The sequence below is a fragment of the Altererythrobacter chaiwopuensis genome (genome assembly GCF_054957755.1).
On record NZ_JBTXJG010000001.1, the window covers coordinates 1,182,721 to 1,203,864 of the forward strand.

Annotated in this window: 23 protein-coding genes; 14 read left to right on the plus strand and 9 right to left on the minus strand. The window is 62.1% G+C overall.

Annotated features, from left to right (window positions below):
* Window positions 1-14: 14 nt before the first annotated feature.
* The 3 genes from ACX2DJ_RS05790 to ACX2DJ_RS05800 form a co-directional block, all read right to left on the minus strand.
* On the minus strand, window positions 15-1,556 hold the full coding sequence (locus ACX2DJ_RS05790) for a type II and III secretion system protein family protein (protein WP_462571493.1): 1,542 nt from the start codon (window positions 1,554-1,556) through the stop codon (window positions 15-17).
* A 77-nt stretch (window positions 1,557-1,633) separates the two neighbouring features.
* Window positions 1,634-2,701 (minus strand): Flp pilus assembly protein CpaB, encoded by a 1,068-nt coding sequence (gene cpaB, locus ACX2DJ_RS05795; protein WP_462571495.1) that lies wholly within the window; start codon window positions 2,699-2,701, stop codon window positions 1,634-1,636.
* Window positions 2,702-2,786: 85 nt separating this feature from the next.
* Window positions 2,787-3,278 (minus strand): A24 family peptidase, encoded by a 492-nt coding sequence (locus ACX2DJ_RS05800; protein ID WP_462571497.1) that lies wholly within the window; start codon window positions 3,276-3,278, stop codon window positions 2,787-2,789.
* 89 nt (window positions 3,279-3,367) lie between these two features.
* Between ACX2DJ_RS05800 and ACX2DJ_RS05805 the strand changes: the two genes are divergently transcribed.
* From ACX2DJ_RS05805 to ACX2DJ_RS05815, 3 genes are all read left to right on the plus strand, one after another.
* Window positions 3,368-4,333 (plus strand): alpha/beta hydrolase, encoded by a 966-nt coding sequence (locus tag ACX2DJ_RS05805; RefSeq protein WP_462571498.1) that lies wholly within the window; start codon window positions 3,368-3,370, stop codon window positions 4,331-4,333.
* Window positions 4,330-5,433 (plus strand): NAD(P)/FAD-dependent oxidoreductase, encoded by a 1,104-nt coding sequence (locus tag ACX2DJ_RS05810; RefSeq protein ID WP_462571499.1) that lies wholly within the window; start codon window positions 4,330-4,332, stop codon window positions 5,431-5,433. The genes ACX2DJ_RS05805 and ACX2DJ_RS05810 overlap by 4 nt, the downstream gene beginning before the upstream one ends.
* Window positions 5,434-5,502: 69 nt before the next feature.
* Window positions 5,503-5,685 carry a YegP family protein gene (locus ACX2DJ_RS05815; protein WP_462571500.1) on the plus strand — a complete coding sequence of 61 codons (183 nt, stop codon included), beginning with the start codon at window positions 5,503-5,505 and terminating at the stop codon, window positions 5,683-5,685.
* A 56-nt stretch (window positions 5,686-5,741) separates the two neighbouring features.
* Here ACX2DJ_RS05815 and rnhA read toward each other — a convergent pair whose 3' ends face one another.
* From rnhA to ispH, 3 genes are read right to left on the minus strand one after another with little or no spacing between them, the layout of a single operon-like run.
* The gene (rnhA, locus tag ACX2DJ_RS05820) at window positions 5,742-6,188 is read right to left on the minus strand and encodes a ribonuclease HI (protein WP_462571501.1); all 447 of its coding nucleotides are present in this window, start codon (window positions 6,186-6,188) and stop codon (window positions 5,742-5,744) included.
* Window positions 6,185-7,165 carry a homoserine kinase gene (thrB, locus tag ACX2DJ_RS05825; protein ID WP_462571502.1) on the minus strand — a complete coding sequence of 327 codons (981 nt, stop codon included), beginning with the start codon at window positions 7,163-7,165 and terminating at the stop codon, window positions 6,185-6,187. Before thrB ends, rnhA begins: the two co-directional genes overlap by 4 nt.
* A 14-nt stretch (window positions 7,166-7,179) precedes the next feature.
* Window positions 7,180-8,154, minus strand: coding sequence for a 4-hydroxy-3-methylbut-2-enyl diphosphate reductase (gene ispH / locus ACX2DJ_RS05830; RefSeq protein ID WP_462571503.1), 975 nt, complete (start codon window positions 8,152-8,154; stop codon window positions 7,180-7,182).
* Window positions 8,155-8,281: 127 nt separating this feature from the next.
* Here ispH and ACX2DJ_RS05835 point away from each other — a divergent pair, with 127 nt between their 5' ends.
* The 9 genes from ACX2DJ_RS05835 to tatC all read left to right on the plus strand — a co-directional run bounded on the left by ACX2DJ_RS05835 (window position 8,282) and on the right by tatC (window position 15,598).
* Window positions 8,282-8,932 carry a hypothetical protein gene (locus ACX2DJ_RS05835; protein WP_462571504.1) on the plus strand — a complete coding sequence of 217 codons (651 nt, stop codon included), beginning with the start codon at window positions 8,282-8,284 and terminating at the stop codon, window positions 8,930-8,932.
* Window positions 8,933-8,989: 57 nt separating this feature from the next.
* Window positions 8,990-10,738 carry an arginine--tRNA ligase gene (gene argS / locus ACX2DJ_RS05840; protein ID WP_462571506.1) on the plus strand — a complete coding sequence of 583 codons (1,749 nt, stop codon included), beginning with the start codon at window positions 8,990-8,992 and terminating at the stop codon, window positions 10,736-10,738.
* A 2-nt stretch (window positions 10,739-10,740) separates the two neighbouring features.
* The gene (locus tag ACX2DJ_RS05845) at window positions 10,741-11,439 is read left to right on the plus strand and encodes an SPOR domain-containing protein (RefSeq protein ID WP_462571507.1); all 699 of its coding nucleotides are present in this window, start codon (window positions 10,741-10,743) and stop codon (window positions 11,437-11,439) included.
* Window positions 11,440-11,545: 106 nt separating this feature from the next.
* A complete protein-coding gene (nagZ, locus tag ACX2DJ_RS05850) occupies window positions 11,546-12,568 on the plus strand; it encodes a beta-N-acetylhexosaminidase (protein ID WP_462571508.1) in 1,023 nt (340 codons plus the stop codon).
* Window positions 12,565-13,377: a segregation and condensation protein A gene (locus ACX2DJ_RS05855; protein ID WP_462571509.1), complete on the plus strand. Its 813-nt coding sequence runs from the start codon at window positions 12,565-12,567 to the stop codon at window positions 13,375-13,377. The genes nagZ and ACX2DJ_RS05855 overlap by 4 nt, the downstream gene beginning before the upstream one ends.
* Window positions 13,374-14,024 carry an SMC-Scp complex subunit ScpB gene (gene scpB / locus ACX2DJ_RS05860; RefSeq protein ID WP_462571510.1) on the plus strand — a complete coding sequence of 217 codons (651 nt, stop codon included), beginning with the start codon at window positions 13,374-13,376 and terminating at the stop codon, window positions 14,022-14,024. The genes ACX2DJ_RS05855 and scpB overlap by 4 nt, the downstream gene beginning before the upstream one ends.
* 70 nt (window positions 14,025-14,094) lie before the next feature.
* Complete coding sequence (locus ACX2DJ_RS05865) at window positions 14,095-14,355, plus strand: twin-arginine translocase TatA/TatE family subunit (protein WP_462571511.1); 261 nt, start codon at window positions 14,095-14,097, stop codon at window positions 14,353-14,355.
* A gap of 12 nt (window positions 14,356-14,367) precedes the next feature.
* The gene (tatB, locus tag ACX2DJ_RS05870; protein ID WP_462571512.1) at window positions 14,368-14,757 is read left to right on the plus strand and encodes a Sec-independent protein translocase protein TatB; all 390 of its coding nucleotides are present in this window, start codon (window positions 14,368-14,370) and stop codon (window positions 14,755-14,757) included.
* A gap of 10 nt (window positions 14,758-14,767) precedes the next feature.
* Window positions 14,768-15,598 carry a twin-arginine translocase subunit TatC gene (gene tatC / locus ACX2DJ_RS05875; protein WP_462571513.1) on the plus strand — a complete coding sequence of 277 codons (831 nt, stop codon included), beginning with the start codon at window positions 14,768-14,770 and terminating at the stop codon, window positions 15,596-15,598.
* Window positions 15,599-15,724: 126 nt separating this feature from the next.
* On the opposite strand, the gene ACX2DJ_RS05880 is transcribed toward tatC, so the two are convergent.
* The 3 genes from ACX2DJ_RS05880 to ACX2DJ_RS05890 form a co-directional block, all read right to left on the minus strand.
* Complete coding sequence (locus ACX2DJ_RS05880) at window positions 15,725-15,943, minus strand: hypothetical protein (protein ID WP_462571514.1); 219 nt, start codon at window positions 15,941-15,943, stop codon at window positions 15,725-15,727.
* Window positions 15,944-16,211: 268 nt separating this feature from the next.
* A complete protein-coding gene (locus tag ACX2DJ_RS05885) occupies window positions 16,212-17,870 on the minus strand; it encodes an amidohydrolase (RefSeq protein WP_462571515.1) in 1,659 nt (552 codons plus the stop codon).
* A gap of 1 nt (window position 17,871) precedes the next feature.
* The gene (locus tag ACX2DJ_RS05890) at window positions 17,872-18,768 is read right to left on the minus strand and encodes an NAD(P)-dependent oxidoreductase (protein ID WP_462571516.1); all 897 of its coding nucleotides are present in this window, start codon (window positions 18,766-18,768) and stop codon (window positions 17,872-17,874) included.
* A 107-nt stretch (window positions 18,769-18,875) separates the two neighbouring features.
* On the opposite strand from ACX2DJ_RS05890, the gene ACX2DJ_RS05895 reads away from it, so the two are divergent.
* Window positions 18,876-20,129 (plus strand): threonine ammonia-lyase, encoded by a 1,254-nt coding sequence (locus ACX2DJ_RS05895; RefSeq protein WP_462571517.1) that lies wholly within the window; start codon window positions 18,876-18,878, stop codon window positions 20,127-20,129.
* Between the two features lie 163 nt (window positions 20,130-20,292).
* Entirely contained in the window at window positions 20,293-21,126 is an 834-nt protein-coding gene (locus tag ACX2DJ_RS05900) for an arginyltransferase (RefSeq protein WP_462571518.1), read from the plus strand.
* Window positions 21,127-21,144 lie beyond the last annotated feature (18 nt).

Below are 21,144 nucleotides of genomic sequence, written 5' to 3' on the forward strand. Positions count from 1 at the left end.
CTTACCTTTCCCGATTAGAGGCTGAAACCAGGGGTCGCAGCGTCAGCGCGGCGATCCTTGTTCGCTTCGTCATTGCTTGTCCGGCGCGGTGCATCCGCATCCGGGTTTACTTCGCCTATGGTGGGCGCCGGAGCCTGTTTGTTGACTGCCGAGGGGCCAGGGCGCTGCGCACCGCTGACACCGTCGTTTTCGCGATACCCAAGCAGCTGTTGCAGCTCGCTTGAGGCACGGAAGCCGTCGGTCGGCAGCCTGATGTCGCCATCGTTGACCGGCTTCACGAGATAGGGCGTTACGACAATGACCAATTCGGTTTCGCCACGGCGGAACGAGCGCGAGCGGAACAGATTGCCGAGGATCGGCAGATCGCCAACTCCAGGTGCCTTGTCGATCGTGTTCTGGGCATTGTTGTTCATCAGCCCGGCAATCATGAAACTCTGGCCAGAGCCGAGTTCAACGGTCGTTTCCGCACGCCGAATGGTCAGGGCGGGGATCTGGAAGCCGTTAACGGTCACCGCGCCCTGGCTCGAAAGCTCGGACACTTCGGGGCGCACGCGGATCGAAATCCGCCCGTTCGCCAGCACAGTCGGAGTATAGGACAGGCTTACCCCAAATTTACGATATTCGATCGAAGTCGCGCCCAGCCCCTGGCTGGTCGGGATCGGGAATTCGCCGCCGGCGAGGAAATCCGCCGTTTCGCCTGAAAGCGCAGTCAAATTGGGCTGCGAAATCGTGGTTACCAGGCCATTACGTTCAGCCAGGTCAAGCGCACCAGCCAGATCAAGGCCAAGGAACTTGCCAAGGCCGGCCACGGTGGTGCCGCCTGGGTTCTGGGTTACCAGCGACGAACCATCGGTTGCTTCGGTTCCGCCGGTGAATACACCAGCACCAGGGGTCCATTGCGGCATGACGCCTTCGCGGCCGGTGGCAACACCGAACTGGAAGCCATCGGTGCCGTCGAACGTGCTCAGATTGCCGCCCAGCGTGCGCACCAGCGAACGGCTCACTTCGGCAAAGCGAACTTGCAGGTTGACCTGCAGCGGCGTTGCCATCTTGAAGCGGCTGATCACATTGGTTTCGTCACCGACGAAGGCCTGCACCAGGCGCTCGGCCTCGGCAGCATCTTCCGGCGCCTTGACGGTGCCGGTCAGCAGCACTGTGTTGGTGCCCATGGTGGCGACGCCGATCTTGGCTTCGGGCATCGCCAGCGCCAGCATCTGGTCGATGCTGTCGATGTTGGAGCCGACGCGAATATTGGCTGACCAGATCACATCGCCGCGGCTGTTGCTGGCATAGATGGTGGTTTCGCCACCGGCCTTGCCGAAAACATACAGTTGGCGCTGCGATTTGACCTGGACATCGGCCACCGAATCGTTGGCGATGAAGACATCGGACATGGCGCCGGGGATGGTGATCAGTTCACCACGGCCGATCGAAATCACGATATCGGCGGCCGGGCTGGATACCGACTGCGCTGTAGCAGTGGTGGCCGGCACCGCAGCGAGCGGCGCAATGGCCAGGCTCGCAAGCAGCAATTTGGCAGTCAGGCGGCGTTTCATGGTTGTGCCCCTCGTTTGAATTCGATGCTCCGTGTTGGCGGAGTTGGCGTATGTGTGGCTGGTCATGTCCGGTCTCCTCAATTGACCAGCAGCGAACCGGCGACCGGCACGGTGCGGCCACCTTCGGCCATTGCGGCGGATTGGCGGTTCACAAGCGCTCTGGACCCGCCGGCAACCGGCTCGACCGTGGTCTGCTTGCCGCGGGAGACGCGGACGACCGGGCCCGAGTAGACCGGGGCGCTCGTACCGCCGCCACCGCGCGAGGAGTTCGTCGCGGGCATCGAATGACGCTGGAAGCGCGACACATCACCACCGGTGCTGAAGGTCGAGCCCTTGTCGTTCGGGCGGCCCATAGCGGTACGGATCAGGCGGGCTTCCTCTTCCGGAGTCGCGCTTTCGGGGATCACTACGTCGCCCGAAGCGATCGCCATTTCGAGTTCGGCCTGGTTGTCCGCGATCGAACGCAGCGCCAGGCTGAGCGTGCCGATGGTCTGCGCCACGGCAACCTTCTCGGCGATCTTCGGGGTCACTTCCAGCGTAACGGTGCGGAAGGCGCGAACAATTGTCTTGCCGTTTTCATCGGAAGTCTGTTCAGTCGACTGGTCGGTTGCGAGCACGCGCAGGTTGCGCAGCACGGTTTCGGCAGCCTTGAGGTCCTGGCCATCTTCACCCTTGACCGTCTGGGTCAGTACCAGGTCAACACGGTCGCCCGGGAATACAAAGCCGGCGACACCGGTCTTTGCGGACACGGGAACCGTTACGGCACGCATGCCCGGGCCAAGCGCTGCAGCCAGGAATCCGCGGTCTCCAGGGGCGACAAGCGAGCCCTGGGTCACCGGCTCACCGGCTGTGATTGAATGGCGCACAACGGTGCCGAGCAACTGGTTTATGTCGGACTCGCCATCGATGAAATAGGCATCCTGCACCAGCTCTTCCGGCCATTGCTGGAAGCTCATTGCATCTGCAGTAATGATGGTGCCGGTTGGCAGTGCGCGCTGCGCGACCAGCACCTTGGGCCCTTTGGGGACCGGTGCGGCCACCGCTTCGGGTGCCGAATTTCCGGTAAACATGCTCCGCGCCGCCAGTGCCGTGCCGATCGCGATGACCAGCGCTACGAGCAGCAAAACCAGCTTCTTCCTATCCATGGCTATTCTAGCCCCCTAGTTCGGCCCGATCTCATGCGGGCGGGAATGGTTCATTCGTTTATGCGTGAACTGGTTAAAATCAGGTTCATCGCAATCCGGCGGCCTGGCTCGCCCCCGGCAGATATTGTGTTCCCAGCACCCACAAGCCGCCGATTGCGATGGCGACCCCGTAAGGCACTTTGATGCGATCTCGCTGGCGCCGCATGACATGCCAGCTGCCCACGACGATGGTCAGAAGGCCACCGGCCAGCGCCATCACGATGAGCAGTTTCAGAAACCAGCTTGGCTCGATCCACAGCGCCAGTGCGGTCAGCAGCTTCACATCGCCGCCGCCCATCATCTTGAGCGCGAAGAGCCCGGCCAGAACAGCAAAGGCCGCCATGGCCACACCCAGCTGGATCGCCACGTCAGGCCACAGCGAAAGCCCGCTCGACCACCAGAACAGTGGCGCAGCCAGCGCAACGCCAGCGTTCAACCAATTGTCGATCTGGCGGCGGCGCAGGTCAGTGAATGCGGCAATCAGCAGCGCGATTGCCAAGCCGACCAGCAGTCCGTAGTGGAAATATTCGCCCAGCATGTGGCCCCCATTGGTTCCCCGTGGAGACTCTTGCTAGAGGATAGCACTTACCAAAAAGTAACCACGCCCGGAGGGTTGAAATTAGCCACGTGAGCCAAGCTGCTTTCCCAGCCATCGATCGGCGGGCAATTCCCGCCTCTGCCCAAGAGAGCCGGTGGACCGCATCCGACGGCCACGAACTGCGCCGGATTGACTGGCCGGGAGCAAATTCCGGCACCAACCCGCGCGGTTCGATCCTGTTTTTTCCTGGGCGCGGCGACAATTACGAGAAATATCTCGAGACGCTTGAACAGTGGCATCGCGCCGGATGGCGGGTAACCGCCGCCGACTGGCGCGGGCAAGCGGGATCGGGCCGATTGGGCAATGATACGGTGACCGGCCATATCGGCGATTTTTCAACCTGGGTTGCCGATCTGGGGAATTTCTGGAGCCAATGGAAGGCCAGCACCCCCGCACCGCATATATTGGCCGGGCATTCGATGGGCGGCCACCTTGTCTTGCGCGGGGTGATTGACGGCAAGGTTGATCCCGATGCGCTGGTGCTCTCTGCTCCGATGCTGGGATTCACTGGCGCCATACCGGCGGCGATCGGCCACGCTGCTGCCAAGCTGATGGCGAAGCTGGGCGACCCCGCCCGACCGGCCTGGAAATGGAGCGAAAAGCCCGGCGAAGTCCCGGCCTCGCGCCAGGCGCTGCTGAGCCATGACGATGACCGCTATGCTGACGAATTGTGGTGGCGTGAGCATCGCCCGGAACTGGTGATGGGGCCGGGCAGCTGGGGCTGGGTTGAGCGGGCCTATGCCTCGATGCGCGCGATTTTCGCGCCTGGCAGGCTGGAGCAGGTCGATATCCCGGTTCTGCTTATCGGCACATCGAATGACAAGCTGGTTTCAATGGCTGCGATCGAGCGCGCAGCGCTGCGTCTGCCCCACGCCGAACTGGTGCGTTTCGGCAATGAGTCGCACCATGAAATCCTGCGCGAGGTTGATCCGGTGCGCGACCGCGCGATGACGGCAATCGACGATTTTCTGGCCAGGGTGACGCCGCGCAAGTGACGAATCGGTTCGATATTGCCATCGTGGGTGCGGGAATGGCGGGAGCCAGCCTGGCAGCCGAGATCGGCGCATCCGCCAGTGTGCTGATGCTCGAGGCCGAGGATATGCCGGGCTACCATTCGACCGGGCGCTCGGCGGCGTTCTGGGAGGAATGTTATGGCGGGCCGGAAATCGTGCCGCTAACGATCGCGTCCGGGGAATATCTCGACCGGCACGGTTTTCTCTCCAATCGCGGCGCGCTCTATCTCGCGCGCGAGGCAGACGATGCGAAAATTGACGATTTCTTCGCCCGCTTCGCCAGCACCGGCGCACAGTTCGAACGGATCGGTCGGGGCGAGCTAAACCGCCTCGTTCCGGGCCTGCGCCCGCAGTGGGACCGCGCGATCTGGCAGAAGCGCTGCGCCGACATCGATGTTGCGGGCTTGCATGCACATTATCTCAAACAGGCGAAAGCGAGCGCCGCCGTGCTGCAGTGCCGAGCGCGCGTCACCTCGCTTTCCTTTGCGGACAATTGCTGGCGCATCGCGCTCGAGGACGGAGGGCAGTTTTCGGCCGGCACGCTGGTCAATGCCGCCGGGGCCTGGGCAGACCAGATTGCCAGCCTGGCCGGGGTGCAGCCGCTGGGCATCACGCCCTATCGCCGCACGGTCGTGCAATTGCGGGTCGATCCATCTCTGCGCGACGATACACCGCTCTGCCTCGATATTTCGGGAGGGTTCTATTTCAAGCCTGAGAGCGGGCGTGTGTGGTTGAGCCCGCATGACGAAACACCTTCACCGGCAATCGATGTGGCACCCGAGGAAATCGATGTTGCGACAGCAATTGACCGGCTGGAGCGGGCGACCGAGTGGCGCGTATTGGGGCTGGAACGCAAGTGGGCGGGGCTGCGCAGCTTCGCGCCCGATCGCAAGCCCGTTTACGGCGCCGATCCTGCCAATCCGGCGTTCTTCTGGTTCGCCGGTCAGGGCGGATATGGCATCCAGACTGCGCCTGCCGCCGCCCGCCTTGGCGCGCAATTGCTGCTCGAATGCCCGCTGGACGATATGACCGCGCGGCTCGATCCTTCAGCCTATGCGCCGGCCCGCTTTGCCAGAGCCTAGAGCCTAGCTTTTTGGAATTGCGACGTTAGGTTGCTTTGCAGTTGCAAAGCCAGCCGAGGGAGAATGCTCATGGCGCACCGTTTCGAAATTCGTAAGAACAAGAAGGGCGAGTTCGTGTCCTATTTCGTCTATAATTCGGAAACGATCTGGTGGACTGAAGGCTACAGTTCCAAGGCCAGCGCCAAGAACGCAATCGAATCGGTCCTGAAGAACGGGCCGAATGCTGAAGTGGTCGACTCTACGGCCGGCTGAGCCGGCATATCGAAGGACACCGGAGGTGATCGCTCGGGCCAAATGGCCTGGGGCGGTCAGCCCTTCTTTCCGTTTCGGGCGTCGGCTTCATCGCTCGCCAGCCGGTCGGCCCGCTCGTTCTCTGGGTGCCCGTTGTGCGCCTTGATCCAGTGCCAGGTAACATCGTGGCGGGCAGCCGCTTCGATCAGTTCGCGCCACAAATCTTCGTTCAGCACGGACTTTTTTGCAGCGGTTTTCCAACCGCGCTTTTGCCAGCCGCCGACCCATTTCGTGATCCCTTCGACCACATATTTGCTGTCCGAATAGAGCGCCACCTTGCACGGTTCGTTAAGCGCACCGAGTGCCTTGATGACTGCCGTCATTTCCATACGGTTGTTGGTCGTCTCGGCCTCGCCGCCCGACATTTCCTTCTCGTGCCGCCCCATGCGCAGGATCGCGCCCCAGCCGCCCGGCCCGGGATTGCCCTTGCAGGCACCGTCGGTGAATATCACGACCTGTTTCATGGTTTGTCTGTAAAAGCGCCGGCGCCGGCTGCGGCGTAAAAGTCCAGTCGGCGGACGAAATCCATCGGGTCCTTGCGGGTGACCAATGCGTTTTGCGGAGTGTTGAGCCAGTCTTCCGCCCGGCTGGCAATGAAGCGCAGGCAAGCTCCTTGTGCCAGCAGCGGCAGTGCTTCGCGCTCTCGCAAGGACAGCGGGCGAACCGATTCGTATCCGGCCACCAGCGCGCGCCCGATTCCTGCGCTGAATTCTCGCCCCTGGTGCCCGAAACACCATGAGGCGTGAGTGACCGCCAGATCGTAAGCCATGGCGTCTTCGCAGGCGAAATAGAAATCGATCAGGGCACTGACCTTGTCGCCCAGCATCAGCACGTTATCCGGGAATAGATCGGTATGGCAGATCGCGCGTGGCAGTTCCCATGGCCAGGCTTCCCGCAGCGCAGCAGCCTTTGCAACACAGGCCGCCAGTTCTGGGCCGATTGCCGCAAGCGCCCCGTCACCGCAATTTTCAAGCGTCTGCTGTGACATGGTGATGTCGAGCGTATTGGGGCGGCTTATCCCGAAATCCTGCGATGCGAGATGCACCTGAGCCAGAGCCTGCCCGACCGAGCGCGCCTGCGCGGGCGTGGGATGGTCAACCGAAACGCCCGGCAGAAACTCTATCAGCGCCACCGCCTTGCCTTCGATCATGCGGAAGCTCGCGCCCTCGCGGTCGTGGATAGTGCGCGGGACGGGGCAATTACGCTCTGCCAGATGATCAAGCAGGTTGAGAAAGAACGGCAGGTCGGCGATCTCGATCCGCCGTTCATACATGGTCAGGATAAAGCGCGAACCGGCGGCCTTGCTGCCGCCCGTTTCAACCACCCAATTGCTGTTCGAAACGCCTTCGGCAATGCCCTTTGCCGAGACCAGCGGCCCCACGTCGTAAGCGTCGATCAGCTCTGCGAGCTGTTCCGCGGCGAGATGGGTATAGACAGCCACCGGCCAGCTTTCTGCTATTCGGCCAGCTCGCGCGGCAGCTTGAACACGATCTTTTCTACCGCAGCGGTGACCGTTTCCTCTTCAATCTGCCGCCATTCGCTGAGCCGTGCGACCACTTCGCGCACCAGCATCTCGGGCGCGGAAGCGCCGGCAGTAAGGCCTAATGTCCCAACTCCTTCCAGCCATGCCGGATCGATATCGCCGGCGCGCTGGATCAGGTATGCGGTGGTGCCCAGCCGCTCGGCCACTTCGACCAACCGCAAGGAGTTCGAGCTATTGGGCGCTCCGATAACCAGCACCAGATCGCTTTGGGGGGCAATCTGCTTTACTGCCGCTTGCCGGTTTGATGTCGCATAGCAGATATCTTCCGCCTTTGGCCCGACGATGTGCGGATAGCGCCGTTCCAGCGCCTCCACGATCTGGGCGGTGTCCTCGACCGACAGGGTGGTTTGTGTCAGAAACGAGAGTTCATCCTTGTCGGTGAAATCCAGCCGTTCCACATCTTCAAGCGTTTCGACCAGCGTCATCTGGCCTGGCTCGACCTGGCCCATGGTGCCAACCACTTCAGGATGCCCGGCATGGCCGATAAAGATGATATGGCGGCCCTTGTCGATCTGGCGTTCGGCTTGCCGGTGAACCTTGCTTACCAGCGGGCAGGTGGCATCAACATATCGCAGTTTGCGCCGCTGCGCTTCGGCAGGAACCGACTTGGGCACGCCATGCGCACTGAACACCACCGGCGCATCATCAGGCACTTCGTCCAGTTCCTCGACGAACACGGCCCCTTTGGCCTTGAGCTCGTCGACAACATATTTGTTGTGCACGATTTCGTGCCGCACAAAAACCGGCGCACCGTGGCGTTCAAGCGCCTTCTCGACGATTTCGATCGCGCGATCGACTCCCGCGCAAAAACCGCGCGGCGCCGCAATCAGCAATTTGAGGACGGGGAGCTTGTCCCCCGATTCTGATGAGTGAAAGGGAGCGTTCATGTCCCGCCCTCTAGCGCTTTGCTGCGCGCACCGCTAGGGCGTGACAACCTATTCGAATTCGGGGCCGCTTGGCTCGCTTCTTGGAACATGGCCACCAACTGTGGCCGGTAATGAGGACCGCAGACTGATGATTCGTCGCAGCCGCATAGCTTTGACATTCGCATTTGCCGCCGCACTGGCTGGCTGTTCCAAGAAGGGTGAACTGGTCATTGACCAGGGCGTGGGGATTACCTCGGCGCTCACCTCCTGCCCCGCAGTCGGGATTCCCGATTACACCGGCGACGTCACACTGTTCCGCAGTGCCGGTGATCTCACTGCCGATAATATGGATGTGAGCGCAGCCATCACCAATCTGCGCCATACCTGCGACGAAGGGGCGCAGCGGGTCTATACCAATGCCACCTTCGATGTAGTGGCACGCCGCACCGATGTGCGCGGGGCGCGCACCGTGGAGCTGCCCTATTTCACCACCGTAGTGCGCGGCGGCAGCGCCGTGGTGACCAAGCGGGTGGGCACCGTGACGCTCAACTTCGCCGATGGGCAGGAACGCGCCAGCGCTTCGGCACAGGCGGGCGCATTCGTGGACCGCGCCGAAGCGACACTTCCGGCGGAAATTCGCGAGCAGATCACCCGCAAACGCAAGCCGGGGGACATCGATGCCGCGCTCGATCCGCTGGCCGATCCGCAGGTTCGCGCGGCGTTGCAGCGCGCAAGCTTCGAGCTGCTGATCGGCTTTCAGCTGACGCAGGACCAGCTGGCCTATAACGTCACGCGTTGATCGGGCGCAGGCTCGCCGCGCTTGCGATTCTGGCGAATTCGGCTAGGCGCACGAGCCATGTCCGACAGCCCAACGCTCTACAAACTATTCGAAGCCAAGATCGACGCGGCATTGTCTGCGCTCGAAGCCGAAGGCGTGCTGCCTGCAAGCTGCGCGCGCGGCAATGTGGCGGTCGAGCCGCCGCGCGATCCAAGCCACGGTGACCTTGCCACCAACGCTGCGATGGTGCTGGCCGGGCAGGCCAAGGCCAACCCGCGCGTGCTGGCTGAAGCGATCGCGGGCAAGCTATCAGCCGATCCGGCGATTGCCAGCGCCGAGATAGCCGGTCCAGGCTTCATCAATTTACGGCTTGATCCTGCCGTTTGGATTGCAGAGCTCAGCGCGATTGGAAAGCTGGGAAGCGACTACGGCCGTTCTGACACAGGCAAGGGACGGCGGGTGAATGTCGAATATGTTTCGGCCAACCCGACCGGGCCGATGCACATGGGCCATTGCCGCGGGGCGGTGGTGGGCGATGCCCTTGCGAGCCTGCTCGAATTTGCCGGGCATGAGGTCACCCGCGAATATTACATCAACGATGCCGGCGGGCAGGTGGATGTGCTCGCGCGCTCTGCCCACCTGCGTTATCGCGAGGCACTGGGTGAGGATATCGGCGAGATCCCGGAAGGGCTTTATCCGGGCGACTATCTGATCCCGGTGGGCGAATATCTCGCCAGCGAGCTGGGCGAGCGGTTCAAGGACGTGGCCGAAGGGGAATGGCTGCCGATCTTCCGCGCCGAGGCAGTCGAGCAGATGATGGGCCTCATCAAGGCTGACCTTGCGCTGCTCGGCATCCACCACGATGTGTTCTCGTCCGAGGCCGCCTTGCAGGCCGCAGGCAAGCCCGAAGCCGCCGAAGCCTGGCTGCGCGCGCATGACCTGGTTTACGACGGCGTTCTCGAAGCGCCCAAGGGCAAGGCTCCGCCAGAAGACTGGGAGCCGGTGGAACTGCCGCTGTTCCGCAGCACCAAATACGGCGACGATCAGGATCGACCGATCAGAAAGTCGGACGGCAGCTGGACCTATTTCGGCGCCGATCTGGCCTATCACATGCAGAAGGCGGATACTGCTGATGCGCTGATCGACATCTGGGGCGCGGATCATGCGGGCACGGTCAAGCGGATCAAGGCCGCTGTCGTAGCGCTGTCCGAAGGGCAGGGAAAAGCCATCTCCTTCGACGTCAAGCTGGTGCAGATGGTGCAATTGCTGCGTGGCGGCGAGCCGATCAAGATGTCGAAGCGTTCGGGCACTTTCGTAACGGTAGCCGACATGGTGCGCGAAGTAGGCAAGGATGTGGTGCGTTTCACCATGCTGACGCGCAAGCCCGAGGCGCAGATGGAATTCGATTTCGCCAAGGTGGTCGAAGCTTCGAAGGACAACCCGGTTTTCTACGTCCAGTATGCCCATGCGCGGATCCGTTCGACTTTGCGCAAGGCGGCTGCGGCAGGGCTTGCCCCGTCAGGCGTTTCCCTCTCGCTGCTGGGCGAGGAGGAGCTTGAACTGATCAAGCAGGCGGCACAGTTTCCGCGCGAGGTGGAGGCTGCAGCCAAGGCGCGTGAGCCGCACCGGATCGCCTTCTATCTTTACGAGCTGGCAGGGGCCTTCCACGCCTATTGGAATCTGGGCAATGACCGGCCTGAGAAGCGCTTTATCCTCACCGATGATCCAGCGCTGACCGGTGCAAGGCTTTACCTTGCCGACCAGTTGGGTCAGGTTATCCGTAACGGCTTGCGCATTCTGGGGGTCGATGCGGTCGAGGAGATGTGAGCATGATCTCGCCGAGTGAGGGATATCGGGGTGACAGGGCAGATGAGGCGGAGCTTGCGCTAAACGGCGATGACAGCCTGCCGTGGCTCGAATCCGATGAATATGACCCCGAAGAGGGCGCGGTCGATACTAAGCGTATCGTGGGCTTTGCTGCGGTGCTGCTGGTGTTGCTTGCAGCCGCGATCGGCGGGGTCTGGTGGTATTCGAACCATGTTCTGGGTCCAAGTATCGTGGCCGATGGCAGCACGATCGAGGCCCCTCCTGGTCCCTATAAAGAGCGGCCAGAGGATGCCGGTGGCAAGACCTTTGCTGGCACAGGCAATGTGGCGCCCAAGGTAGGCGAAGGAATCGCCCGCGCAGGGCAATTGGCCGAGGATCCCACGCCGCCGGCCCCGCCTGAGGCCGGCAGCGTGCCGCGACCTGTTATCGCGACCCGTAGCAGTGATGAAGCCGCGATCGAACAGGACGGGGTGGGCGTGCAGGTGGGTGCCTATGGTTCGCAGGGCGCGGCGGAAACCGGCTGGGCCACACTGCAGCGCCAGACCACTTTGCTCAACGGCGTGCGCCACCGCGTTGTGAAGGGGCAGGCGGATATCGGTACTGTCTACCGCCTGCAGGCTGTGGCGCCCGATCTGTCGGCAGCGCGAACGCTGTGTGAAGCGCTCAAGGCCGATGGGCTCGCTTGCCAGGTGAAACGCTGAAATAGTGTAGCCAATTCGCATGAGCGGGGCAGAAACGCGCCGTTTTCCCCCGCACTAACCATGTCCGAACTTGCCGTTTTCAGGCTTTGCTGCGAATCTTTTGCTTATGACGCCTGCCATTTTCGGGATTGCCGGGGCTGAGCTGACCGCCGACGAGCGCGCCTTTTTCGCAGAGGCCGATCCGGCGGGCTATATCCTGTTCGCCCGCAACTGCATCGATCCTGTGCAATTGCGCTGCCTGACAGATGATTTGCGCAGCATTCACGGGCGCGAAAATCTGCTGGTTTCGATCGACCAGGAAGGCGGGCGGGTTGCACGGATGCGCCCGCCGCATTGGGCCGCCTATCCCGCTGGCGAGATATTCGACAGGCTTTACCGGATCGCCCCCGCCAGCGCGATCGAGGCAGCGCGGGCCAATGCGCAGGCGATGGCGCTGGAACTGGCGGCGATGGGGATCACGGTCGATTTCCAGGCTCCGCTCGACCTGCGCCGACCCGAAACCGATAATGTCATCGGTGATCGCGCGCTGGGAAGCGAGCCCATGCAGGTGGCGGCGCTGGGGCGGGCGGTGTTTGACGGGCTGGCGCTTGGCGGGGTTGCGGGCTGCCTCAAACATATGCCGGGCCATGGCCGCGCCACTTGCGACAGCCACCATCAGCTGCCGGTGGTGGATGCCAGCGCTGACGAGCTTGAAGCCGATATTGCGCCTTTTGCCGCGTTGAGCGACCGTGCGCATATCGGGATGACCGCGCATATCCGCTTCACCGTCTGGGATGCGGAACAGCCCGCCACGCTCTCGCCAGTCGTGATCGCAGAGATCATCCGGGGGCGGATCGGTTTCGACGGGCTTTTGCTGAGCGATGACATCGACATGGAAGCGCTTGAAGGCATCGTGCCAGAACGCGCCGCGCGCGCCCATGCCGCAGGTTGCGACCTGGTGCTCAATTGCTGGGCCAGGATGCCTGACATGGCGGCGATAGCGGAAATTCTTCCCCCGATGGGTGAAGTGACCGGGACGCGGCTTGCCCGCGCGCTTGCTGGAACCCGGCTGCGTGAGGATCACGGCGAGGCCGCCGAATTGCTGGCTCAGCGCGATGCGCTGTTGGGTACTGTGGGGGAAGCCGCATGAGCGAGGACGGCCTGTTGTTCGCAGCCCCGCAAGCCGAAGAAGGCGATGACTGGGAAGGCGTTGCCGCACCGGCCAAGCCAGACGATGACAGCGCGCTCTATCTCGAGCTGGAAGGCTGGGAGGGGCCGCTTGACCTGCTTTTGGACCTGGCGCGGCGGCAAAAGGTCGATCTGCGACAAATTTCGATCCTCGCGCTGGTTGACCAATATCTGACCTTTATCGATCGGGCGGGGGCATTGCGGCTTGAGCTGGCCGCTGACTATCTGGTGATGGCAGCCTGGCTGGCCTATCTCAAATCAGCGCTGCTTCTGCCGAGGGAAGAGCAGGAAGACCCAAGCCCTGAAGATCTGGCGCTGCGGCTGCAATTGCGGCTCCAGCGGCTGGGCGCGATGCGCGAGGCGGCGGCCCGGCTGATGGGGCGTGACCGGATCGGACGCGATATCTTCCTGCGCGGCTCCCCGGAAGGCCTCAGGATCGATCGCAAGACGCAGTGGAAGTGCGACAATTATGCCCTGATCCAGGCCTATGGTCAGGTCAAGGCACGCACCGCACCAAGAATATACCATGTCTTCGACAGGCCGGTGATGACGCTTGAAAGCGCGCTGGACCGGGTTTCCGCCATGCTGGGCGTGACACTTGACTGGATGGACCTGCGCGACTTCCTGCCGCCGCATGCGGAGCCGCGGCTGCGCAAGTCCGCGCTTGCATCCAGCTTTGTTGCCGCGCTGGAACTGGCGCGGCTGGGCAGGGCGGAAATCGCGCAAGAGGAGATTTTCGGTGCGATGCGGCTCAGAAGGATCGTCAAGTGAGCAGCGAAACCCCGGGTGAAGTCTTGCGTGCGCTCGAGGCGACACTGTTTGCAAGCGAGGAGCCGATGAGCATTGAAGCGCTGGCCGGGCATCTCGGCGGGCTCGAGAATGCGATCGTGCGCGAGGCCGTGGTTGAGTTGCAGAACCATTATTCGGATCGCGGCGTCCACTTGGTCGAACGCGGCAAGCGCTGGCATTTCGAGACCGCGCCCGATCTTGCGCATCTGCTGCGGCGTGAACGCGAGCAGGTTCGGCGCCTGAGCCGGGCGGCTACCGAAGTGCTGGCGATTGTCGCCTATCATGAGCCCGTCAGCCGTGCCGAAATTGAATCGATCCGCGGCGTGCAGACCGCCAAGGGCACGCTTGACGTGCTGATGGAGGCGGGCTGGATCAAACTGGCGGGGCGGCGCGAAGTGCCCGGACGCCCGGTGATCTACGCGACAACGCAGGAATTCCTCGACCATTTCGGCCTTTCCAGTCGCCGCGACTTGCCGGGAATTGACGAACTGCGCGCGGCGGGCTTGCTCGATCCGGTCGACGATGCTTTCGAAGCCTTGCATGAAGAGGCTGACGCTGCCGAGGCAGATGGCGGTGAGCCAGCCGATGAAATCGGCGAATCCAGCGAAGCAGGTGAATCGCGGGCCTGACCAAACGTTACTGGCGCCTGCGGCTCCGGTACCCTATATTGGCCCTGCAACGCATTCAGAGAGAATTCCCATGGGTCTTAGTATTTGGCAGCTCCTAATCATCGCGCTGGTCGTGCTCGTCCTGTTCGGGCGCGGGCGAATTTCCGAGATGATGGGGGATTTCGGCAAGGGAATCAGCAGTTTCAAAAAGGGTATGAGCGAAGAGGACAGCCCCTCAACAAAACCCACTGCACAAATCGAAGGGCAAGCGCAGAAGCCACACAGCGACGCGCAGCAGAAAGCAGACCCTCAGCCTGCACCGCGCTCTGACACGCCCGATCTCAAGGGCTAGGAGGCCCACGGCATGTTCGATATCGGCGCCAGCGAACTGCTGGTGATCGTGATTGTGGCGGTGCTTGTCATCGGCCCCAAGGACATGCCGCTTGCCTTGCGCACCGCAGGCCGCTGGATAGGCAAGGTGCGCCGCGTGTCTTCCCACTTTCGCAGCGGGATCGACACCATGATCCGCGAAGCCGAGCTGGAAGAGCTGGAAAAGAAGTGGAAGGCGCAAAACGAAGCGATCATGGCCCGCACGGGTGATGCCGAGTCCTATGCCGACGGGACGATAACCGGTCCCGCGGCAGCTTCGGCTGAAGCGGCAGAGCCTGATTTCCCGACCGCGGACGATCCTGCGCCCGGTTCTCCAGTTGGTGAACCGCAATTGCCGCTGGGCAAGCCAGACCAGCGGGATTGAAGGCGGCAGCATGGCAATCAAGATCCGCGATATCGATGAGACCGAAGCGCCGTTACTCGATCATTTGATCGAACTGCGCACGCGCCTGGTCCGCAGCGTGCTGGCTTTGGGCGCCGGTTTCGCGATTTGCCTCTATTTCGCCGATCCGATTCTGGGGTTCCTGATACAGCCGCTCAAGAACGCCTTTCCTGACGGCGAGGGGCAGCTGATCTTCACCAAGCTCTACGAAGTTTTTTTCGTCGAGCTTAAGGTGGCACTGTTCGCGGGATTCTTTGTCAGCTTCCCGATCATCGCCAACCAGCTGTGGGCCTTCGTCGCGCCGGGGCTCTATGCGCGCGAGAAGAAAGCTTTCCTGCCGTTTCTGATCGCGACACCGATCCTGTTTACCGCTGGCGCCGCGCTCGCCTATTTCGTCGTAATGCCTACCGCTTTCGAGTGGTTTCTCGGCTTCGGAGGGGAGGCCGGCGGGCTCAAGATAGAGGCCTTGCCTTCGGCAGGCGATTATCTTGGTCTGGTGATGCAGTTCATCCTGGCCTTCGGGATAAGCTTCCTGCTGCCCGTTTTGCTGTTGTTGCTCAATCGTGCGGGGATTGTCTCGCGCGCGCAACTCGCCGGGGCGCGGCGTTATGTCATCGTGGGGATAGTGGCATTGGCCGCAGTTGTGACGCCGCCTGATCCCGGCTCGCAGGTCATTCTGGCGATCCCGCTGCTGTTGCTGTTCGAAGGCTCGCTACTTGTGATGCGCTTGCAGGAGAAAAAGAAGCCCGAAGGCTCTGACAGCGACAGCGAGGAAGTGGGCGACATTGCCACTGAGGTTAAGACTGAACCAAGTTCAGATTGAGCTACGCTGTAAACTTATAGCCAGGATGCATGAGGCACCGGAATGGCGAACTGATTGGGCCAAATCATTGGGCCAAAAAAACGGGGCCCCGAAGGACCCCGCTTTCTATTCGTTCGGAATAGCCTCTTACGGGCTGACCGGCTCGTCACTGCCATCAGCAGCGATGATAATGCCGCCAATCACTGCAGCAGCTGCAATAATGGCGATCAGCAGGCCCGAGCCACCACCCAGTTCGCTTTCGCCTTCAGCCGGAGCAGGAGCGCGAGCAAGCGAAACTTCGGCGATTGCCGGAGCGGTTGCCAGAGAGAGAACTGCAGCGGCTGCTGCGAGAGTACGCAATTTCATCAAGGATCTCCTATCGGCTTGTCTTGATTGTTTTTTATATTACGGAACCTTGCGCCTGGGCACAAGCCCCAATTCTAAATATTTGTTCGTCAAACTGTTTGAATTCATCGCCGAATTGAATGTTTCAGTGCAGACTGTTGCATTCTTGCCGCCAATAAAAAGACTCTGCGGCCTATGCCGCGCCCGTGAATACGTATGATGGCGGATCAAGGCTTAACACCGGGTAAACGCGAGTCTGCGGCATGACACGTGCCAAACACCGACCTGATCATTTGGCGACGAACAGCCTTTCCCCGTTGATCCAGGTCTCTAATACACGTGTGTCGCGAATGTCCTGCGGGGACGATACGAACGGATCGCGATCGACCAGGATGAAATCGGCCCGTTCACCCGGCACCAACCGCCCAAACCGCCCGTCAGCGAATCCGGCATAGGCCGCGCCGGAAGTAAACGCAGCCAGCGCGGCCTCGCGCGTAACGCTTTCCTGCGGCAGCCAGCCACCAAACGGTTCGCCCTTCGCATCGGTGCGGCTGATCGCGGCCGCGATGCCGGCAAAACTGTCTGCCGGTTCGACCGGCGCATCCGAGCCAAAGGCTAGCGGCGTGCCCGCTGCGGCGATGCTGCGCCAGGCATAAGCCCCACCCAGCCGGTCAGGCCCCAGCCGCGCTTCCGCCATCAAGCGGTCGCTGGTCTGGTGGAGCGGCTGCATCGAAGCGATGATACTGTGCTTGCCGAACAGTGCGATCTCCGCTGGATCGACAATCTGCGCGTGTTCGATGCGCCAACGCCTGTCGCCGGAATAGGATGAGCTCAGTTCTTCGATCGCGCTCAAGACATCGGAATTGGCGGCATCACCGATTGCGTGGACGGCAAGCTGGAAGCCATCCATCGCTGCGCGGCTCATCAAATTGCGCAATTGCGCAGACGTAAGCCGCGGTAGCCCGCGATGGCTCGGCTCGTCATGGTAGGGCTGTTTGAGTGCCGCGCCGCGCGAACCGAGCGCGCCATCGAGGTAGAGCTTGAGCCCGCCCATGCGCAGCCGGTCCTGATAAAGCCAGGGTGTGGGGCCGGGGCCGCCGATTAGTTCCATCGCCTGGACGCTGCCAGCATAGGCCATGATCCGCAGCTTCAGTACGCCGCTGTCGCCGGCCCGGCGGTAAGTCTGCCAATCCTCGAGTGTGGTGCCCATGTCGGCAACTGCAGTTATCCCGCTGGCAATCAGCAAATCCTGCGCCTTGCGCAGTGCGATGTCGCGATCGCTCGGGCGCGGAGTGGGGACCACCGCATTGACCAGAGCTTCAGCGGCATCGACAAACACGCCCGCCGGTTCGCGCGAGCCGGGCTTGCGGATGATCCGGCCGCCGCTGGGGTCATGCGAGGCCGCAGTGACTGCCGCCTTTTCCATCGCAATGCTGTTGGCCCAGCTGGCATGGCCATCAACCCGGCTCAGCCACACCGGCCGGTCAGGCACCACGGCGTCCAGATCAGCAGCGGTCGGGAACCTGCCGAGGCCCCATTTCTCCTGGTTCCAGCCACGCCCAAGGATCCATGGGCGGCTGGGATTGGCGCGCGCAAATTCAGCGATCTCCTGCAGCGCTTCCTCAAGCGAAGCGGTCTGCGACAGGTCGAGTGTCAATTCCCCAAAGCCGACCCCCATGACGTGGAGATGGGCGTCGATCATGCCGGGGAGCATGACCCGCCCTTCGCCATCGACGCGGTAATCGATCCGCTTGGGGCGCGGATCGCCTTGCTTGAGCACTGCGCTGATGCGGCCGTCATCGGCAATTACCAGTGCTTCGAACCGGTCCAGCTTGCCATCGGTTCCGATGGTGATGCCCTGGACATTGTCGACCAGCGTATCGGCCAGCGCAGGCGCGGCCGGGATCGTCAGGAGGATTGCGGCCAGGCTGACGAAAAGTGTCTTCATGTCAATTTCCCTTGGGTAGCCGCGTGATCAGCGCGCTGGTATCGCGCCTGCCGCCTCCTGCGGCCTGTACTTCGGCATAGAACTGGTCGACCAGCGCGGAGATCGGCGAGGAAAGGGCCAGCCGGCGCGCCTCATCAAGCGCATAGCCCATGTCCTTGCGCATCCAGTCAATCGCGAAGCCAAAATCGAATTCGTCCTTCACCATGGTGTGCCAGCGGTTTTCCATCTGCCAGCTTTGCGCCGCCCCGCCAGAGATCGCTTCAAAGGTCCTGTCCATGTCAAGCCCGGCCGCGCTGGCCAGCCTGATCGCTTCGGATAGTCCGCCAAGCACGCCGGCAATGCACATCTGGTTGGCCATTTTGGCCGTTTGACCGGCGCCAGCCGTGCCGACATGGACGATGCGGGCGGCATAGCTGTCCATTACCGGCGTGGCGCGCGCCACGGCCCCTGCGCTGCCGCCGCACATGATTGCGAGCTTGCCGTTTTCGGCGCCCGCCTGCCCGCCGGAAACGGGCGCATCCACTGCTTCAAGCCCCAGCTCGCGCGTTGTCACGTCAATCCGCCGCGCCATATCGGCCGATACGGTGGTGTGATCGACCAGCAGCGCGCCTTGCTGCATCGCGCCAAGCACGCCGTCCGCGCCGAGCACGACTTCTGTCAGGTCTTCGTCATTGCCGACACAGGTGAATACCATGTCTGCTCCGGCGGCGGCTTCGGCCGGGGTGGGGGCAGTCAATACCTCAAGGCCATGGTCGGCGCACGCTAGCCGCCACGCCTCTGCCCGCGCGGGGGTGCGATTGTATCCGGTGACATCATATCCGGCGGCGGCAAGATGGCGCGCCATTGGCCCGCCCATCACGCCCAGCCCGATGAAAGCGACTTTCTGTTTCTGGCTCATAAGGGAGGCGGGGTAATGCCAAATTGTGTGACTGCAACCGCTTTTATCGCTCGCAAAAGCCCAAATAGCGTTGCGGCCAGCCGTTATAGCCCTTAAGCCGCCGCGCCATGACCAGCCAACCGGCCTTTGCCAGTGTAGATGCAGCGCGCGCCGCGCTGACGATCGAAGATGTCCGCGCCGCTGCCGCGCGGATCGAAGGCGCCGTTGTGCGCACGCCGATGATGCATTCGATCACGCTGTCGAAGATCGCAGGTTGCGAAATCTGGCTCAAATTCGAAAACCTCCAGTTCACCGCCGCCTATAAGGAGCGCGGCGCGCTCAACGCGCTGCTGCACCTGAGCGAGGAGCAGCGCCAGCGCGGCGTGATCGCCGCTTCGGCGGGCAATCACAGCCAGGGGCTGAGCTATCATGGCACGCGGCTGGGTGTTCCCGTCACCATCGTGATGCCGCGCACCACACCCACCGTTAAGGTGATGCAGACCGAAAGCGTGGGCGGCCGGGTGGTGCTGGAGGGTGAGACTTTTGACGATGCCTATGCCCAGGCCCGAAGCATGGAAAAGCAGCTTGGGCTGACCTTCATCCATCCATTCGACGATCCGCTGGTAGCGGCAGGGCAGGGCACGGTCGGGCTCGAAATGCTTGAGGAAGTGCCCGATCTGGATTGCATGGTGGTGCCGATCGGCGGTGGCGGGCTGATGTCGGGAATTGCAACCGTTGCCGATGCGATCAATCCCGCGATCGAGCTGATCGGGGTCCAGGCTGAACTGTTTCCCTCGATGTATGCCCGGATCAAGGGCGAGGTGATGGATTGCGGCGGCGACACGCTGGCGGAGGGCATTGCGGTCAAGGCGCCGGGCGAATTTACTTCGCGGATTATCGCCAGCCTGGTTGACGACATCGTGCTGGTTGACGAGCGAGCGCTGGAGGAAGCGGTTTCGCTATTACTGCAGATCGAAAAGACTGTGGTTGAAGGGGCTGGTGCGGCTGGCCTGGCGGCGGTGCTGGCCAATCGCGAACGATTTGCCGGCAAGAAGGTGGGCCTGGTGCTGTGCGGCGGCAATATCGATCCCCGCCTGCTTGCCAATGTGCTGCTGCGCGATCTTGCCCGTCAAGGGCGGCTGGCGCGGTTACGCATCACCTTGCAGGACCGTCCGGGCGCGCTGTTCAAAGTGATGCGCGAATTCAACGAACACAACGTCAATATCATCGAAATCTACCACCAACGCATTTTCACCTCTTTGCCGGCGAAGGGGTTGATCACCGATATCGAATGCGAGGCGCGCGACCGCGAACAGCTGGATGCCTTGGTTAAGTCATTGCGCGACAAGGGCTATACGGTGAGCCCGGTCGAGCTCAACTGACCCGCGAAAAGACCGTTTCATCGCGGGTTCGACCATCGGATTGCCGATATTAACCATACCTCATGGTTAAAGCCCTTTTACCGGGGCGCCTGAACAGGCATAACAGGGCCTTAACGCGCACCAGATGCGATTCCGTTGGTTGGACGAGGACCCGAGTAGACCCGTGACGGCGCCCATACGCTTTCCCCGCTTTTTTGTGACGAGCCCGGCGCCGTGCCCCTATTTGCCGGGGCGCAGCGAGCGCAAGGTATTCACCGAGCTCAAGGGCCCGCACGCAGAACAGCTCAACGAAGCGCTAGGGCGGATCGGCTTCCGCCGCAGCCAGACGGTCGCCTATCGTCCCAGCTGCCTCGATTGCCAGGCTTGTGTGTCCGTGCGCGTGTCCGCGCTCGATTTCGACGAATCCGCATCGCAACGCCGGGCGCTGCGCCGCAATGGTGATCTGATCGCGACCGAGTGCCGCCCCTGGGCCACAGAAGAGCAGTTTGAGCTGTTGCGGCATTATCTCGGTGATCGCCACCCCGATGGCGGCATGACGTCGATGGACGAGATGGATTTTGCCGATATGGTCGAGCACACGCCAGTCTCCAGCACCATGATCGAATATCGCGAACCACTGCCCAATGGCCAGCCTGGCCGGTTGATCGGCGCATGCCTGACGGATCGGCAGAACGACGGGCTATCGATGATCTACAGCTTCTATGATGCCCAGCACCCGATGCGCACCGGGCTGGGCAATTACATCATCCTCGATCATATCCGGCGCGCAGCTGCCGAAGGGCTGCCCTATGTCTACCTTGGTTATTGGGTGGAAGGTTCGCCCCGTATGCAATATAAGGTGCGCTATCGCCCGCTTGAGAAGCTGACCCGTGATGGCTGGGTGCGTTTCAGCCGCGAGGAACAGGAAATGTTGATCGCAGATGCCACCAAGCGCCGCAATCCGGTTCCGGTTTCGAGTGGGAAGGATGGCCGGCAACCACGTATTTCCACGGGTTGACTTTATAGCACCTCGCCC

What these genes read in the sequence shown, in the direction of transcription:
- ACX2DJ_RS05790 (WP_462571493.1), bottom strand. Translation starts at nt 1,556, where the DNA reads ATGAAACGCCGCCTGACTGCCAAATTGCTGCTTGCGAGCCTGGCCATT.
- cpaB (WP_462571495.1), bottom strand. Translation starts at nt 2,701, where the DNA reads ATGGATAGGAAGAAGCTGGTTTTGCTGCTCGTAGCGCTGGTCATCGCG.
- ACX2DJ_RS05800 (WP_462571497.1), bottom strand. Translation starts at nt 3,278, where the DNA reads ATGCTGGGCGAATATTTCCACTACGGACTGCTGGTCGGCTTGGCAATC.
- ACX2DJ_RS05815 (WP_462571500.1), top strand. Translation starts at nt 5,503, where the DNA reads ATGGCGCACCGTTTCGAAATTCGTAAGAACAAGAAGGGCGAGTTCGTG.
- rnhA (WP_462571501.1), bottom strand. Translation starts at nt 6,188, where the DNA reads ATGAAACAGGTCGTGATATTCACCGACGGTGCCTGCAAGGGCAATCCC.
- ispH (WP_462571503.1), bottom strand. Translation starts at nt 8,154, where the DNA reads ATGAACGCTCCCTTTCACTCATCAGAATCGGGGGACAAGCTCCCCGTC.
- ACX2DJ_RS05835 (WP_462571504.1), top strand. Translation starts at nt 8,282, where the DNA reads ATGATTCGTCGCAGCCGCATAGCTTTGACATTCGCATTTGCCGCCGCA.
- argS (WP_462571506.1), top strand. Translation starts at nt 8,990, where the DNA reads ATGTCCGACAGCCCAACGCTCTACAAACTATTCGAAGCCAAGATCGAC.
- ACX2DJ_RS05845 (WP_462571507.1), top strand. Translation starts at nt 10,741, where the DNA reads ATGATCTCGCCGAGTGAGGGATATCGGGGTGACAGGGCAGATGAGGCG.
- nagZ (WP_462571508.1), top strand. Translation starts at nt 11,546, where the DNA reads ATGACGCCTGCCATTTTCGGGATTGCCGGGGCTGAGCTGACCGCCGAC.
- ACX2DJ_RS05855 (WP_462571509.1), top strand. Translation starts at nt 12,565, where the DNA reads ATGAGCGAGGACGGCCTGTTGTTCGCAGCCCCGCAAGCCGAAGAAGGC.
- ACX2DJ_RS05865 (WP_462571511.1), top strand. Translation starts at nt 14,095, where the DNA reads ATGGGTCTTAGTATTTGGCAGCTCCTAATCATCGCGCTGGTCGTGCTC.
- tatB (WP_462571512.1), top strand. Translation starts at nt 14,368, where the DNA reads ATGTTCGATATCGGCGCCAGCGAACTGCTGGTGATCGTGATTGTGGCG.
- tatC (WP_462571513.1), top strand. Translation starts at nt 14,768, where the DNA reads ATGGCAATCAAGATCCGCGATATCGATGAGACCGAAGCGCCGTTACTC.
- ACX2DJ_RS05880 (WP_462571514.1), bottom strand. Translation starts at nt 15,943, where the DNA reads ATGAAATTGCGTACTCTCGCAGCAGCCGCTGCAGTTCTCTCTCTGGCA.
- ACX2DJ_RS05885 (WP_462571515.1), bottom strand. Translation starts at nt 17,870, where the DNA reads ATGAAGACACTTTTCGTCAGCCTGGCCGCAATCCTCCTGACGATCCCG.
- ACX2DJ_RS05890 (WP_462571516.1), bottom strand. Translation starts at nt 18,768, where the DNA reads ATGAGCCAGAAACAGAAAGTCGCTTTCATCGGGCTGGGCGTGATGGGC.
- ACX2DJ_RS05895 (WP_462571517.1), top strand. Translation starts at nt 18,876, where the DNA reads ATGACCAGCCAACCGGCCTTTGCCAGTGTAGATGCAGCGCGCGCCGCG.